Here is a 14,536-nt window from a genome sequence, read left to right as displayed (position 1 = left end):
CTTAGGAATTTAATTGACTAATAATTTCTTCTTTTTGAACATTTTTCTGAACACAATCAATAAGATAGCTTGATAAATCATTGATGTTTTCATCCAGAAAATTAAATTTTCGACAATACTTTTTTAGCATATTTTCTTCGTCATCGGTAATTTTACCATCAGCCCAAATGATTCTTGTAAAATCGTACAAGTATTCGATTTTGGTATTTAAGTTTTCAGGTATAATCAATTCGGTATTTATGGGATTAAGAAAAAGTTTATCGAGTTCCTCTCTCGGAATTCCGCGTTCGTCTGCAAAGTGATACAGCATTTGAAGTTCTAAGACATCAAATTGATCATCAGATAATGCCATTTGATATAATCTTAAAAAGTGGCTTTTTAGTTCTAGTGTTATCATGTTTTTTCTGTTTTATTTTTTAGGCAAACTTTCACATGCGCGCCCATTTCCATCACCATCTAAACTTTTATAGCATGTTCTATTACTGTCAAAAGTTGCTTGAGCCTGAGGCTGGGTTTTAAAATCTCCACAAGTTTTAGTTGGGCAATTTGAGTTTGATGAATTTCCTGTTGAACCTGATATATCATTTGTGTTTGAGGCATCTGAAGATTCTGAACAAGAAATTATTAATCCTAATAATATTGATGCTATAAATAGTACTGTAATTTTTATTCTGGTATTCATGACTATAAATCTTTTATGGTAAAAATTAAAAATGTTATAATTCCTGTAAATGCAATTAATACGATGCATCCGCTATTTTGATATCTTAATCCGGATATACCCGTTTTTGTAGAATAACCGCTTTTGCTAAATGTTCCCATCTTTGTTCTTAAACTTGGAGAAATTCCGGATTTGCTTATGTTGAATCCAAGTCCTCCTCCAAGTTTTATTCTTTTTTGAAATCGAAAGCCCATAATTTTTAGCTTGTATGACAGGCGTTGCAACAAGTTTTGCAGCCATTCGATTTAGAGTAAGTTTTTTTTGCTTCAACAATCGCAGGTTTGCAATCTGAAAATTCTCCAAGATATTTTTTACTTACAATACTTTTAAAATATTGACATTCATCTGTATGAACTTCATGATCTTTGTTTGATTGTTCGGTGTTGTTTACATAATACTTTTTCATGTTTTTTGGTTTTAAATTATTATTGAAATTTCAACAATTCAAACTTATATCTATTTGAAATCAGTATTTTACGGAAATCCATAATCACCATTTTTTTAATTTGAACCATAAAAAAAAGCCCCCGAAGGAGCTTTTAGAATTAATAATTTTATAATAATATTTTAGATAATACCCATATCTTTTGCAATAGAAACTAAATGAACAGTATTATTGGCTTTAAAAAAATCTTTCAGTTTTGAGAGTCTTTTTTCCATTGCACTTTTGCTATTGGGTTTTATGCCCAAGTCTTTAAAAATTTGAATGATTTCGTCTTGCGGAGTTCCCGACGACAAATGTTTTAAGATTTGAATGTCAAGATCGTCTATTTCGAAATTGTTTTTTTCCTGAAGCGCCGAAGCAACTTCATGCGAAATAAATTTTTGATCTGAAGTTGAGGTAAGATGAATTGCTTTTTTTAAATCTTCGATACTGTTTCGGCCTTTTAAAACGAAACCATCAATATCAGCATTTTCGAAAAGAGATTTAATGCGATGACTTTTATCTTCTACAGAATAGGCTATGATTTTTATATCGGGCTGAAGTTCACGAACCTTCTCTACAAGTTCATCACCGCAGGTAATTTTTACTTCGCGATGATCCTTTTTAAAAGAAAGATCACTAATTAATAAATCATAAGGTTCATTGTCCAGAATTGCTTTTCGAATTTTTAGAAACGCATCATCACAATATTTTGCATGCTGAAAATTTACAATATCTAAATTTTTTAAGGTTTGCTCGATTCCTAAATTTATATCTTCGAGATCCTCGGCAATTATTACTTTTTTAAACATAAGGCTTTTATTTAGGCAGAGTTATTTTTACTTTAAAACCTTTATCCGGTTCAGAGTCAAAAGTAATAGTTCCTTTTATGGCCAGAATACGGTTTTCCATATTTTGCAGACCATTTTTTATAATTTTATCTTTTTCGCAGCCTTTTCCATTATCTGTATAATCAATAAAGACCGTTTTTCCGTTGCTTTCAAACTTTACAACTACCAATGATGCCTGACTATGTTTTTTCATATTCACCATTAATTCCTGCAAAATTCGATGAAGCGTAACCTTCTTTATATTATCGACCAATTCCCAATTGACTTTTTCGATATTGTTTATAATGACGTTTGTAATGTTGCTATTATAAGTCGAAAGCATTTCTTTTAAGTTAGCCGCATAATTTGCCGTAACATCAATTGTGCTGTTTTCTTGCGAAATTCTACGCACGCGCGAATAAATATTGTCTAATTTCTGAACCAGTGTTTCCTTAGTATTTTCGCTCGTTAAAGGTTGTGTTTGAGTAAAAGTCATTGCATGAAAAACATCGTTTGCCAATTCATCATGAATATCTTTAGCAATACGGGTTTCAGTATCGTATGCGGTTTTTATTTTTTCGATTCTGCTTCTGTTTTTATAATATCGTATCAGAATAACAATTACAATTATCAAAAATATAACCCCAATTCCGGCCACAACTTTTTGATATTTTTGTTCCTGTAGTGACAATAAATTTTCTGCTTTTTCTAAACGCAATTTCTGATTCTCGTCTTTTTCTTTTTTAGAATCGTATTTAATCCTGGCAAACTTATTTTTAAAGTTGTTACGAACCTTTATGATGCTATCATTGATGGCAATATAGTTTTGCGCATATTGTGCATTTTTATTTCCGTTTTCACTAGAAATTAAAAAGGAGAGAGCTTTCAGTCGTTCATCGACGCTATTAAACTTTGTAGCAATTTCATAAGCCGATTGTGCATATTGATTTGATTTTTTAGAATTAGTTTTTGAATAAAATTCTGCTAAGTGTAAATTGCTTTCGATGCTTCCGTAAAAATCATCATCTTCATTTCTTAATTTAAGTCCTTCATTCATTAAAAAAAGTCCTTTTTCATGTAATTCTTTTTTAAAATATACAAAGCCTAAATTATCAAGGACCCGCGCTTTTTTTGAAGGTTCTTGATCTATAAGTCCTTTTTTTAGTATGGATTCTAAAATAAGAATAGCTTGATCATATTTTTTTTGCTGTATGTAAACAACTGCCAGGTTATTTAGAGGAGATTGTTTAGATGCTTCATCGGTACAATCTTTTAAAGCTTCTTTATAATAAAAAATAGCATCATTGTACAGAGAAAGTTCTTTATCTGCAATTCCGAATAAATTATTAATAGCGGCACTATAAACATCTTTTGTCTTAACGTAAGGTAATGCTTCAGTCAGGGTTTCTTTACTGCCATAATAATCGCCATTTATTTGCTGAATATTGGCCATCTGGATAAGATTGTATACAATATTACTACTGTCTTTTGTGGACTCAAATGCTATTTTAGATTTGTTAAAGTAGTAAAAAGCACTATTAAAGTTTTTTGATTGAAAGTGGTTAATTCCTTTAGATCTCAAAATACCAGCTTCATTTGAAGCCGCTTTAGACTTTATAGAAGGAGTTGTTTTTTCTTTACACGAAAGAAAAAAAAGGAATATAATAAATAAAAAAAACGGGGACCGTAACATAAAAGATACTTTCCCCGAATTTACTAATTAATTATAGATATTTACTAGTATTAATTTTTTATTGGTGGTGGTGGGACTGTTATTGGTTGGTCTCCAGGTCCGTCAGCGTATGCTGGTACTTCAGGTTTAATATTCGCTTTAGTATCTTCGAAATCGTCAGAAGTGCAAGAAATTACAGTCGTTGTCAATAGTGCAAACGCACCCAAAATAAATATTTTTTTCATGATTTTATGAATTAAAAATTGGACATGGGTATTGCTGTCCGGAACTTTTCCGGAGGTTGATTTAATGCAATACCAAATTGTTTTTTTGGGAAGTGAAGTGCGTAGAACTGTAAGAGGTTGATTTATACTTCCCGGATAAATCTTGTCTTACGGTTTTCCGTACTTTTAATTGAACTAGTTTTGTATTTTTGTTTTAATCCGATATCGAATAAGAACTAATTCTGAGGCAAAGTAACAACGGCTTTGAGCGTGATTTGAGAAGGAATTCCGGGAATTCCGAAGTATTTTTTGAAGTCCTGACAATTCCGTAAAAATCCTTGAAAATCCAAATGAGAAATCCTTAAAATTCCAGAAAACCCATGCCAAACAATACTTTTGAAGATTATAAAATTGCTGTAAAAAATAAATATGAAGAAGTTAGAAATAGCGAATATTTTGTTTATTTAGATAATCCCACAAGAGCTAAACTCCGCAATTTGTGTTGGGAGTTATTTCAACAACAAAACAGAAATCAGGATGATTTGAATGTTTTTAGTTCTTTATTAGGTTTGCCTTTTGATGTTAATCGAAAAAACAAGTTTGATGAACAAATAGATAAGTTTAGACCTATTGAAAAATATTTTAAAGGAGAAACTGATCCTGCAAATGTTGAGGCAGTAAATATGGCGGCAATCCTGGTGAATTTTGAATTACGACCTTTTAATAAATTTAGAATCCACAATTTATATCCCGATGATATTAGTGATGATAACTTAGTATTAGAAAATCAACAAAAAAAACAAATTGAAGGTTCGGGAGATTTAGAGAATTTTCTAGATGAAAAGGAAAGAGAAAAAGGAATAGAAAAGGGCATAGTAGAAGAAAAGGAAGATATTGAAATAAAAGAAAAAGAGGAAGAGAAAAATGATAATATAAAAGAAAGTGAAGTAGAAGAGGAAAGTGGGAATGAAATAGAAAATGAAGAAGAAAACTCAAATAAGTTTAATCAAAGAATTAAGAACGCTATATTAGGTGTAACTCTGGTTTTATGTATTGGCTTTGGTATAATCTTTTTTGCATTTCCAAAAAAGCAATGTATGCAATGGTCTGTTGATCATTATGAACTTGTAGATTGTGATTTGAAGATAGAAGGTTTTGGAGCTTATAATAAGATTGAACTTTTAGATCCTACTCTTGTTAATCTTAAAAAGATTGCAGTTTGCGATACGACGACTTATTTTGATAAAAATGGGATAGCAGTAATTTGGTATGGTAGAACAGCAAATGGAGTTGATTTTTTTAATGCACATGGTCGACATCCTGAAAATAGTAGTCCGTTAAAACCTGTGACAAAGTATATCTTGAATAAATACGTAAGAAAGTAAAAAGTAAAGAAAACATATAATGTCAGTATATTTTGAGATAATTACTACCATATTAATCATAAAAAACTCATTTCGTAAAACAATTCTTTAAAAAGAAATATAATTATGTAAATCAAACCGAAAATTATAGAACATTGTTGGAGGACTTTAAAACTAATTTAGCATAAAATAATTTTAAAGAAATCAAACATGAAAACTAAAAGAATATTATTCGGAGTATTATTGAGCATTGGTTTATTTGCAGCATCTTGTAGCAGCGATGACAATGACGGAGAAACAATCGTTCCAATTCAAGGTAAATACAACCTAAGTCAAACAGGAACTATTATTGATGGTAAAGAGGTCTTAATTGACGCCCCACAAAACGAAGCTGGTTGTAGCAGAGATTATTTAGACCTAAGATTGAGTAACGCAGCAGTTATAGGAGATTATAAAGGAAGTGATTGTGCTTTAACAGAAACTACAGGAACTTATGCAAGATCTCACAACGATTTAACTATTAGTGTAGGTAATGTGAGCTCAACTAGCGATATCATGAATCTTACTAATAAAGAGTTGAAATTGAAAGACAAAACTACTGGTATTATTACGGTTTATACGAGATAATCTAGAAAGTAAATTTTTAATTCCTTGGGAGGATTAAAAACGAAAACGGAAATGACTTATTAAAAGTTATTTCCGTTTTTTATTGTTTTAGATGTAAACTTAAACTACCGGGATATAGATATCAAAAGTAGCTCCTTTATTTTTTTCGCCTGTTGCGGTGATCGTTCCGTTATGGTTTTCTACAATTTTTTTCACGATAGCCAATCCAATTCCTGTTCCCGTGTATTCGAGTTTTCCGTGTAAACGCTGAAAAACCTCGAATATTTTTTTGCTGTATTGAGGTTCAAAACCAATACCATTATCAGATATACTGATATGGCAGTAAGTTGTTTCTTCAGCTAAAGTGTCATTATTTATATTTACGCCTTTGGTAAATTCACAGTTTATTTTTATGATAGTAGGAATATCAGGATTGGCAAATTTCAATGAATTACTAGCCAGATTATACAATAATTGTCTGAACTGAAACGGAATAATACTTGCTTCGCAGGTATTGTCAGTTTCTATTGTAGCTCCTTTTTGTTCCAGTTCTTCTTTCAAATCTTCTTTTACCTCATCGATAATTTTAGAAAGATTCACTTTTTCAAATTTTCTTTCCTGAATATTGGTTCTCGAGTAGGAGAGCAGATCATTAATAAGCGTTTGCATTCGCTGCGCTGCATTTTGCATGCGCTGAAATTTATCTTTTCCGGAATCTGATAAATTTTCAGATTCTTTCTCGATAATTTGCGTGGCAAAAGTTTGAATTTTTCGCAACGGTTCCTGCAAATCGTGACTTGAGATATAAGCAAACGACTGAAGCTCTTTGTTCATTTGCTCTAGTTCGACATTTTTTTGCTCCAGTTCTTTGGTACGCGCCGTAACTTGTTTCTCTAATTCCTGAGTAAAAGCTTTTTCTGTCTGAATATCAGTAAAAGCGCCGACCCATTTTATGATTTTATTGTCTTTATTTAAAACAGGTTCACCAATTACCGAATGCCATCTATACGTACCATCTCTTCGTAAAACCCTAACATCCGTTTTATAAACTTCACCGGTGGCAAGGCTGTGACTCCACGTTTTGGTATTTTGTTCAAAATCATCCGGATGAATCATCGCTTTCCATTCCGCTTCGCCAGCAGGAACTACGCCTGTATATTCCAGCCATTTTCCGGAAGTAAATAAGGCATGTCCTTTTTCATCGGTTTCCCAGATAAGCTGCGGAATACTTTCGGTCAGCGATCTGAATTTCTTTTCGCTTTCCTCGATTTTTTTTCTGGTTTCTACTTTTTCGGTTACATCAATAAGCGTCATTTTTATACCTGAAATCGTATCGTCTAATTCGCGTTGTGGTGCATATTCAAAATCGATATATATTTTACGTTCCCCATTTCCATCATTCAGATAAAACAATGATTCTGATTCTGAATGTACATTTCCGGTGGTGTAGACTTCATTTAAAAGTCGGGCATATTTTTGTTTTTTAAGTTCCGGAAATACATCTAATATGATTTTTCCCTGAACATCGCTTTCATTTTTTCTCCAGATATTTTTTAGCATGGCACCATTGACCATTTCGATCACCATGTTTTTTCCTTTTAAAATCGCTTTTGGTACAGGCGATTCCATCACCAGTTTACGGAATCTTTTTTCGCTTGCTTCAAGTTCCTGCTGATGATTTTTCTCGTCGGTAATATCTCTTACCGTTCCTAACAATCTTTCAGGATTACCTTCAGCATCATAGAATACTTTTCCTTTGGCTTCTACCCAATGAATCGATTGATCATCCCATATTACCCGGGCTTCATAATGAATGTTACCTAAAGCAATTGCTTCTTTAAAAGCTTTCTCGCGTATGTGCAAGTCATCAGGATGAACATGGCTAAGAAGTTGCGCATGAGTAAGATATTCCTGGTCTTTATATCCGGTAACAATTTCGAGATAGCGATCAGAATACTGGAGATCTTTTGTTTTCACATACAATTCCCAGGTACCCAATTCGCTGGCCTCGACTATAATATTTAATCTTTCTTCGTTTAATTCTGTTTTTTTTCTGGTTTCAACTTTTTCCGTTACTTCGGTTACAGTTACTATAATTCCCGAGATTTGTCCATTTTCTTCTTTCAAAGGATGATAAAGAAAATCAAAATAGAAAATTTCAGGACTTCCAAATCTATTAATAGGTACCGGAACTTCATATCCGTGATACGGAACGCCTGTTGTAAAAACAGTATCTAAGAGATCACTTACGGTTTCTTTTACTTCTGGTAAAGAATCGAACAAAGGTTTGCCAACAAAGTTACTTTCTTCTTTTCCTACCAATTTTAAATAAGCCTCATTGGCCATTTCTGCAACATGGTTTGCCCCGCGCAGAATAGTAATTCCAACAGGAGCTTGTTTTACTGTATTTCTAAAACGTTTATCGGCTTCTTCAATTTTTCTTCGGGCATTTACCTGCGGAGTATTGTCCAACACCCAAATAGCCACTTTTGTTACCTTTCCTTCCGTATTTTTTAGCGGAGCATAAACAAAAGTCACGTAAATTGTTTCCTGTTTTCCGTGTCTGATGAGCGGCATTGCGACCTCATTAGCATAAAACGGTTCACCTTCTGCAATTACTTTTTGCAGTGGAATTTCGTAAGCCGATCTTACCTCAGCAAAAGCTTCCCAATAATGTTTTCCTGCAATTTCTTCGTATTTTTTTCCTGCAACTTCAATAAAACTTTCGTTGACAATTTCGCTCACCAAAGTTTCGGCATCTAGAACGCAAATACCAATTGGCGATTGCGATACCATGCTACGCAGGTTTTGTTCACTTTCTTCTATTTTTTTCTTGGCGAGATTCAAATCCGTCAAATCGACGCCTGTATTCATTACACCATATACATTACCGTTTACGTCGTAGATAGGCGTTAAACTATAATTAAAATAATAAGTGCCTAATACTCCATCAACAGTAAGATCAAGAGGCGTATTTTGTGTATGAAAGGATTTTCCGCTGTTTAAGACTTCTGTAATTTGTTCAAAGACCAATTGATTGTCCAGTTCCGGAACCACATCTTTAAATGATTTTCCGATAACGTCATTACCTTTTCCCCATATTTTGATAATAGAATCATTGGCCAGTTCTACAATCATTTCTTTACCCACATATAAAGCAATCGGAAATGGCGCATTTTCGACCAATTCTCTTATTTTTTGCTCGCTTTCTTCATTCTTGGCCCGGGAAATAACCTGATCTGTAACTTCTATCGCAATACCTACAACGCCCGATATTGTACCATCGGCATCATTAAGGGCCTGATATACAAAGTTGATATAAGTATCTTCTATTTTTCCATTTCTTGGAAGTTTAACAAGTTGCTCATTGGCAACAAATTTTTCGCCCGTATTGTATACATTATCTAGTACATCCTCAAGATATTGATTTCTGGTTTCCGGCAAAGCATCAAAAACGGGTTTGTAAAGAATCTCTTTGGCTTCGACTCCCCAAAGCTGAATCATCTGTTCGTTTGCAATTTCTACAATATAATCTTTACCTCTCATCACACACATGGCAACAGGTGCCTGCATGATATTATTCATAAACTGGGCGTTACTTTCTTTAAGCGCCTCGTTTACTTTTTTCTTTTCGGTCGTTTCAATAACGGTAACGAGAACACCTCCAATTTCGCCGTCTTCTTTTTTTATGGGGCTGTAAGAGAAATCAAAATAACATTTTTCATCAAATCCATTTCTGTTTAGCACTACCATAAAATCGGGCGAACTAACGGCTTTACCTTTCATTACATCGCCAAACATAGGGCCAATTGTATCCCAAATTTCGGTAAATGTTTCTTTCGAACTAATTCCTAAAGCTTCAGGATGTTTGCTCGAACCCAAAATAGGGCGAAACCCGTCATTATAAATTTGAGTATAGTTTTCTCCCCAGGCAATATACATTCCAAACGGATTGTTGAGAATCACAGCAACCATGGTTTTAAGACTTTGAGGCCAGTTTTCAGGATCGTCTAAAGTTGTTTTACTCCAATCTTTAGCACGTATCAGTTTGCCCATTTCGCCACCATCGGATAGAAAATAATGTTTATGATCTGTAAAGCTCATTCTAAAAACGAATTAGGGTTGAAGTATAAATTGCTCTCTTAGAGGTTGCTTAAAATTATTTTCGGATGCTGTAACAAGAGCATTTTCGATTACTTTTTTTAATTTAGAAAATTCGCCTGGTTTACGAATATAATAGGTCGCGCCTTTTGCATACATCAGGTCGACAATATCATTGTCCAGCGAAGTCGAAAAAATAATAACAGGAAGGTTTTTAAGTGCTTCGCTTTCTTTTATTTCTTTCAGACATTCAGAACCATTTTTGCGGGGCATATTAAGATCCAGAAAAAGCAGGTCCGGTAAATTATCTCCGGAGTGATCACCTAAAAAATCCATAAGCTGTACGCCATCATTAACAGTCACAAGAGATACCGGAAGCGTTAATTCATCCAGCGCTTCTTTAAAAAAATCGCAATCATCTTCGTCATCATCTGCCAGCAATAAATTGTAATTCTGTTTAATCATTTTGAGTCTTATAAATTTTTTATTTTTTAAAGAATTAATTCCCTTTAAATTTGATACTGTATCTGTTTTTGAGTTCAGTTACTCTTCATTAGAGATTAACTTTAATTCAAAATCGATTTAATTCTGCTAAGATAGAACTAATTTAATTACTATTAATCAGTAATATACCGATAAATTTAACGTTTTAGGTCCTAAAAAAATAATTTTTTGTTTTGAATGTATTGGTTTTAAAATTAGCGGTTTACAGCTTTTACAACTGTATTTTTTTATTAATTTAAAAAATAAAAAGCCCAATTTACTCCGTAGAACAATTGTTAATGTATAAAAAACACTTTTTGCGTCTCTTAAATAATTTTTATATTTGCCGCAGATAAGAAACATACGTACAATTTTCTAACATTAGAGAAGAAATCGGGATTATTGTACTTCTTTTGCCTTGAGCATACTCTAATAGTTTAATGTAATTCATTATAACTATAGATATGCAAAAAAAACATCTTTATTTACTGCTTCTTATAGCAGGAACAGCCTTCTGGGGAATTTCTTTCACCTTTGTAAAAGTGGGTATTGGCGCTGGCTCACCATTCGTATTTTTATTTTATAAATTTTTAATAGCCGCATTTTGCCTTGCTTTTGTTTTTTTCAGGCAACTGAAATTAATCTCTCTAAAAACGTTAAAAATCAGTTTTCTGATTGGAGTTCCGTTACTTGCCGGAACCGTTTTGCAAACTATAGGACTTCAGTATACTACAGTTTCAAATGCTGCTTTTATTACCGGATTGGATGTATTGTTGATTCCGATTTTAAAATTTCTTATTTATAAAAAGAAAATCGAAAACAAGATTTGGATTGCCTGTATTTTAGCCCTAATCGGACTTTATATTATTGTGGTAAAAGACGGATTGTGTCTAAATTCCGGTGATGTATTAATTGTGTCCTGTGCTTTTGGGTTTGCTTTTTATGTACTTCAGGTCGGGAAATATGCTACCGAAGAAAATCCTATTCCCGCCGTGATTTTATTAATGCTTTTTTGTGCTTTTGGATGTTTGATTCTCGCATTATTTGATGAAGCCTCTGTTTGGTTACCCAACACTAATGGATTTTGGAAAGGTGTTCTTTTTGCAGCAATTCCGGCAACCGCTTTTATGTATGCAGTACAAAATGTAGGGCAACGGTATTTGGGCGAAGAAAAAGTAGCATTAACGTATTTGTTTGAACCTGTATTTGCTACCATCGCGGGAGTTTTTATTCTTGGAGAAAATTTTACCTATCAGATTTTGACAGGAGGATTATTGATTATCTCGGCTATGTTTATTTCTGAAATTAACTTCAAAAAAAATCCGTCAAAAAATTAATTTGACGGATTTAAGATATAATCTAAATTTTGTTATGTTGCTATCGTTACACCTTTAGCTTTAAAATTACTAAAAAGAACCTGACGGGCGCTACTCACGATTTCTTCGGTACGGTAAATGCTGCACCAGAATTTTATTTGTAGTTTGAATTTTCCGTCAGCAATTGCCGTATAATAAATTTGAGGAGGTTTAGTATTATTCACTAAATCCATACCTTCCAGAGAAGATAATATCAAAGTATTAATTTCTTCCGGCATGATTTCTCCGCTAACCTCTGCAGTGATTTCTACCAGTTTATAATTGTCAGTATACGTCCAGTTGGTAATGTTTTGCGATAATAAATTACCATTTGGTATGATGATTTCGGCACCATTTGCCGAGTTGATTTTGGTAGTACGCAATCCCATCGATTTTACGCGACCAGATTCAGAAGCAATATTAATTACGTCGCCAATTTGTATAGGTTTATCAAAAATTAAAATAATACCAGATACAAAATTGTTTACCACACTCTGAAGACCCAATCCAACACCAACACCCAAAGCACCAAGTAAAATACTCAATTTATCCAAAGGCATTCCGGATGCGGCAACGGCCAAAAGATAACCACAAATTAATACCACAAGTCTTGTGATCAATAATTTAGAATGCTGTTTTTTGTTGATGTTTTCTTCGTTTTCGTCATCGACCTCACCAAAAAAGTACGCCACATAATTTTGTAATAAATGCGCGACCCAGATAATGATAAAAAACAAAACGATGTTCCCTAACGTAAAAGTGATGCTTCCTATCGTATTAGGATGACTTAGCAAAGTAGATAAACCAGCGCGTAAAGATTCCCAAATATTTAAGTTAGCTGCGATTACAATAATCCACATATAACTAATAACGATAATGAAAGGCTTTTTGAGTGTTTCAGACAAACTTTCGAAATCAAAAATCTTTTCGATATCACGTTTTACTCTCGTCGTATAAATTTGTAAAAGAATAATTTCTAATACCATTTTTAATAGTACGCTCAAGGCCACAATTTGCGTAAGCGAAATAAAAGCCGTAATGCTTAACATATTAGCAAGGGAAACACGTCCGAAGAGATTATTAAGTATCGCCAAAACATTCAGGCCAATAAAAATGATCGTCGCCCATTTAAAAAATCCTTTGTAGTAAAGCTGATCTTTCAGCGTTTTTATTTGAACAAATCCGTAACGAACACCTAGAATATTGATTACGATAAAAGCGCAACGTTGTATAAAACCAACCGCAATAAACAAGTCTAAGAAACACAGTACAAAAAATAATACTAACAGAAGCAGCCAGTTGCGCATTGAAGTCGTCGACCAGTCTCTTTTAAAAAGAAAAGTAAGCAACACAAGAAGCACCAACTGAATCAACTCAATAAACATAGCAGGAGCATACAAATTGCTCACAACCGCAATGTTTAAACCAATTACCGATACAGGAAGAATTACACCCCGATTAAGATATTTAAAATTAAACTGAGCCAGATTTTCCGCATGTCCGTTATTTCGAAGATATCTTAAATTACGGGCAATATACCACCCCAAAGCACCCATTAATAAAACCAAAAAGATTAAAGAACCCGCTTTGTAGCTTAGATAATACGAAGCCACATTTTCCTCGATAATTACCTTTGCTTTAATATTTTGTCCCACTATTTTCTTTGAAGTAGAATCGCTCGTACTCCATAAAGCAGGATATTCCCTTTTAAGCATGCTGATTCCCGATTGTTCCAGTTTACTTTCAACCGTAATTAACGCATTCGAAACCGCAATTTTTCTTTCAACCGTTAGTCTTTTATTATCGTTTAAAATACCTTGATTTTTAGTCATTAAACTATCCGTGCTCAGGTATCTGTTTTTAAGATTGGCAAATTCCTTTTTAAACTGTTTACGTTTTATCGTATCCGTCAAAAGCCCCATTAAGGTTTTGTCCTTACGCAACTCAATTACCCTGCCTTTGATTTTTTCAAGCGCCAGATTTCTCGCATTGATCGCAGTATTTTGTTCGTTCAGTTCCTGTTCGATTTCTTTCAGGACAATACGATACATTTGCTGGTTGCGCACATTAGGATTCGCGCCCTTTAAACTCGTTAAAATAAGATCAAGCTTGCTTTGCGTCCTCTTAATTTCTCCAAACAAATGATGACTGTTCCCGTCAAACTCAGTGTCATTATGAGCAGATTCTAAAACCTCTCCCGCTTTTTCTATAGCCACCAGATAATCACTATCAGTAGCACTTTCCTCAAAAAGTTTCGATTTGTTTTCCGTTTTAGCCGGTGCAGTTTCCGTTTTAGCTTTTGTAGTATCAGTTTTGGCCGGTGCGGTTTGAGAGTAGGTTAGCGGCGCGTAAAAAAAGACGGCAAATAAGGCGAATAAACCAATGAAATTTCTTTTCTGAATCATAATGTAAGGCAATGAATTTAAGGGTCAAAAGTAATTTTTTTTAGGATATTTATGATGTATTGGATGATAAAATTTGGTTAAAATAAGGTTTACAGGCGTAGAGTTAATTCTGTTGCAGATATTTTTTTTAGGAGCTAATCCCGCTATCCGTTCCAATCTTTTGTACCGAACACCGGCACAAAAGGATTTCCACTTCTATCGGGGCTAGGGCATTCTTTGTGCTAAGACATTTAGTTTTTTTAATTCTTCGATAGTTCGGGAACTTTGTCAAAGTTTAAAAGTCCCCATTAGTAAAAAATCTTTTTTAATCCTTTATACCGATAGCTATCGGGAGTGGCAAAAAAAATATAC

13 protein-coding genes are annotated in these 14,536 nt (G+C 33.5%); 3 read left to right on the top strand and 10 right to left on the bottom strand.

Annotated elements, in window-relative coordinates; all coding sequences use genetic code 11:
* Window position 1 precedes the first annotated feature (1 nt).
* From L0669_RS22405 to L0669_RS22375, 7 genes are all read right to left on the bottom strand, one after another.
* Window positions 2–397, bottom strand: a complete 396-nt coding sequence (locus L0669_RS22405) for a hypothetical protein (protein ID WP_173972079.1) — start codon at window positions 395–397, stop codon at window positions 2–4.
* Window positions 398–409: 12 nt separating this feature from the next.
* The gene (locus tag L0669_RS22400) at window positions 410–682 is read right to left on the bottom strand and encodes an excalibur calcium-binding domain-containing protein (RefSeq protein WP_263760054.1); all 273 of its coding nucleotides are present in this window, start codon (window positions 680–682) and stop codon (window positions 410–412) included.
* Between the two features lie 2 nt (window positions 683–684).
* Entirely contained in the window at window positions 685–915 is a 231-nt protein-coding gene (locus L0669_RS22395) for a DUF4236 domain-containing protein (RefSeq protein WP_263760053.1), read from the bottom strand.
* Window positions 916–920: 5 nt separating this feature from the next.
* Window positions 921–1,127, bottom strand: coding sequence for a hypothetical protein (locus tag L0669_RS22390; protein ID WP_263760052.1), 207 nt, complete (start codon window positions 1,125–1,127; stop codon window positions 921–923).
* Between the two features lie 161 nt (window positions 1,128–1,288).
* The gene (locus tag L0669_RS22385; protein WP_263760051.1) at window positions 1,289–1,957 is read right to left on the bottom strand and encodes a response regulator; all 669 of its coding nucleotides are present in this window, start codon (window positions 1,955–1,957) and stop codon (window positions 1,289–1,291) included.
* A gap of 7 nt (window positions 1,958–1,964) precedes the next feature.
* Window positions 1,965–3,668 carry a tetratricopeptide repeat-containing sensor histidine kinase gene (locus tag L0669_RS22380; protein ID WP_263760050.1) on the bottom strand — a complete coding sequence of 568 codons (1,704 nt, stop codon included), beginning with the start codon at window positions 3,666–3,668 and terminating at the stop codon, window positions 1,965–1,967.
* A 50-nt stretch (window positions 3,669–3,718) separates the two neighbouring features.
* Window positions 3,719–3,892, bottom strand: a complete 174-nt coding sequence (locus L0669_RS22375; protein WP_263760049.1) for a hypothetical protein — start codon at window positions 3,890–3,892, stop codon at window positions 3,719–3,721.
* Window positions 3,893–4,251: 359 nt separating this feature from the next.
* Between L0669_RS22375 and L0669_RS22370 the strand changes: the two genes are divergently transcribed.
* Together L0669_RS22370 and L0669_RS22365 are read left to right on the top strand one after the other, a co-directional pair.
* A complete protein-coding gene (locus L0669_RS22370) occupies window positions 4,252–5,256 on the top strand; it encodes a hypothetical protein (protein WP_263760048.1) in 1,005 nt (334 codons plus the stop codon).
* Window positions 5,257–5,445: 189 nt separating this feature from the next.
* A complete protein-coding gene (locus L0669_RS22365; RefSeq protein WP_263760047.1) occupies window positions 5,446–5,862 on the top strand; it encodes a lipocalin family protein in 417 nt (138 codons plus the stop codon).
* Window positions 5,863–5,961: 99 nt separating this feature from the next.
* Here the strand turns inward: L0669_RS22365 and L0669_RS22360 are convergent, their stop codons facing one another.
* Together L0669_RS22360 and L0669_RS22355 are read right to left on the bottom strand one after the other, a co-directional pair.
* Window positions 5,962–9,945 (bottom strand): PAS domain S-box protein, encoded by a 3,984-nt coding sequence (locus tag L0669_RS22360; RefSeq protein ID WP_263760046.1) that lies wholly within the window; start codon window positions 9,943–9,945, stop codon window positions 5,962–5,964.
* A gap of 12 nt (window positions 9,946–9,957) precedes the next feature.
* Window positions 9,958–10,407, bottom strand: a complete 450-nt coding sequence (locus tag L0669_RS22355; protein ID WP_263760045.1) for a response regulator — start codon at window positions 10,405–10,407, stop codon at window positions 9,958–9,960.
* A gap of 482 nt (window positions 10,408–10,889) precedes the next feature.
* On the opposite strand from L0669_RS22355, the gene L0669_RS22350 reads away from it, so the two are divergent.
* The gene (locus L0669_RS22350) at window positions 10,890–11,762 is read left to right on the top strand and encodes a DMT family transporter (RefSeq protein ID WP_263760044.1); all 873 of its coding nucleotides are present in this window, start codon (window positions 10,890–10,892) and stop codon (window positions 11,760–11,762) included.
* A gap of 32 nt (window positions 11,763–11,794) precedes the next feature.
* Here the strand turns inward: L0669_RS22350 and L0669_RS22345 are convergent, their stop codons facing one another.
* Window positions 11,795–14,185 (bottom strand): mechanosensitive ion channel family protein, encoded by a 2,391-nt coding sequence (locus L0669_RS22345; protein ID WP_263760043.1) that lies wholly within the window; start codon window positions 14,183–14,185, stop codon window positions 11,795–11,797.
* Between the last annotated feature and the right edge of the window lie 351 nt (window positions 14,186–14,536).

The sequence above is a fragment of the Flavobacterium bizetiae genome (assembly GCF_024271895.1).
Classification (GTDB): domain Bacteria; phylum Bacteroidota; class Bacteroidia; order Flavobacteriales; family Flavobacteriaceae; genus Flavobacterium; species Flavobacterium bizetiae.
This window is presented reverse-complemented; position numbering and strand designations above follow the sequence as displayed.

Coding starts and splice junctions, on each gene's coding strand:
- L0669_RS22405 (WP_173972079.1), bottom strand. CDS start 397: ATGATAACACTAGAACTAAAAAGCCACTTTTTAAGATTATATCAAATG.
- L0669_RS22400 (WP_263760054.1), bottom strand. CDS start 682: ATGAATACCAGAATAAAAATTACAGTACTATTTATAGCATCAATATTA.
- L0669_RS22395 (WP_263760053.1), bottom strand. CDS start 915: ATGGGCTTTCGATTTCAAAAAAGAATAAAACTTGGAGGAGGACTTGGA.
- L0669_RS22390 (WP_263760052.1), bottom strand. CDS start 1,127: ATGAAAAAGTATTATGTAAACAACACCGAACAATCAAACAAAGATCAT.
- L0669_RS22385 (WP_263760051.1), bottom strand. CDS start 1,957: ATGTTTAAAAAAGTAATAATTGCCGAGGATCTCGAAGATATAAATTTA.
- L0669_RS22380 (WP_263760050.1), bottom strand. CDS start 3,668: ATGTTACGGTCCCCGTTTTTTTTATTTATTATATTCCTTTTTTTTCTT.
- L0669_RS22375 (WP_263760049.1), bottom strand. CDS start 3,892: ATGAAAAAAATATTTATTTTGGGTGCGTTTGCACTATTGACAACGACT.
- L0669_RS22370 (WP_263760048.1), top strand. CDS start 4,252: ATGCCAAACAATACTTTTGAAGATTATAAAATTGCTGTAAAAAATAAA.
- L0669_RS22365 (WP_263760047.1), top strand. CDS start 5,446: ATGAAAACTAAAAGAATATTATTCGGAGTATTATTGAGCATTGGTTTA.
- L0669_RS22360 (WP_263760046.1), bottom strand. CDS start 9,945: ATGAGCTTTACAGATCATAAACATTATTTTCTATCCGATGGTGGCGAA.
- L0669_RS22355 (WP_263760045.1), bottom strand. CDS start 10,407: ATGATTAAACAGAATTACAATTTATTGCTGGCAGATGATGACGAAGAT.
- L0669_RS22350 (WP_263760044.1), top strand. CDS start 10,890: ATGCAAAAAAAACATCTTTATTTACTGCTTCTTATAGCAGGAACAGCC.
- L0669_RS22345 (WP_263760043.1), bottom strand. CDS start 14,185: ATGATTCAGAAAAGAAATTTCATTGGTTTATTCGCCTTATTTGCCGTC.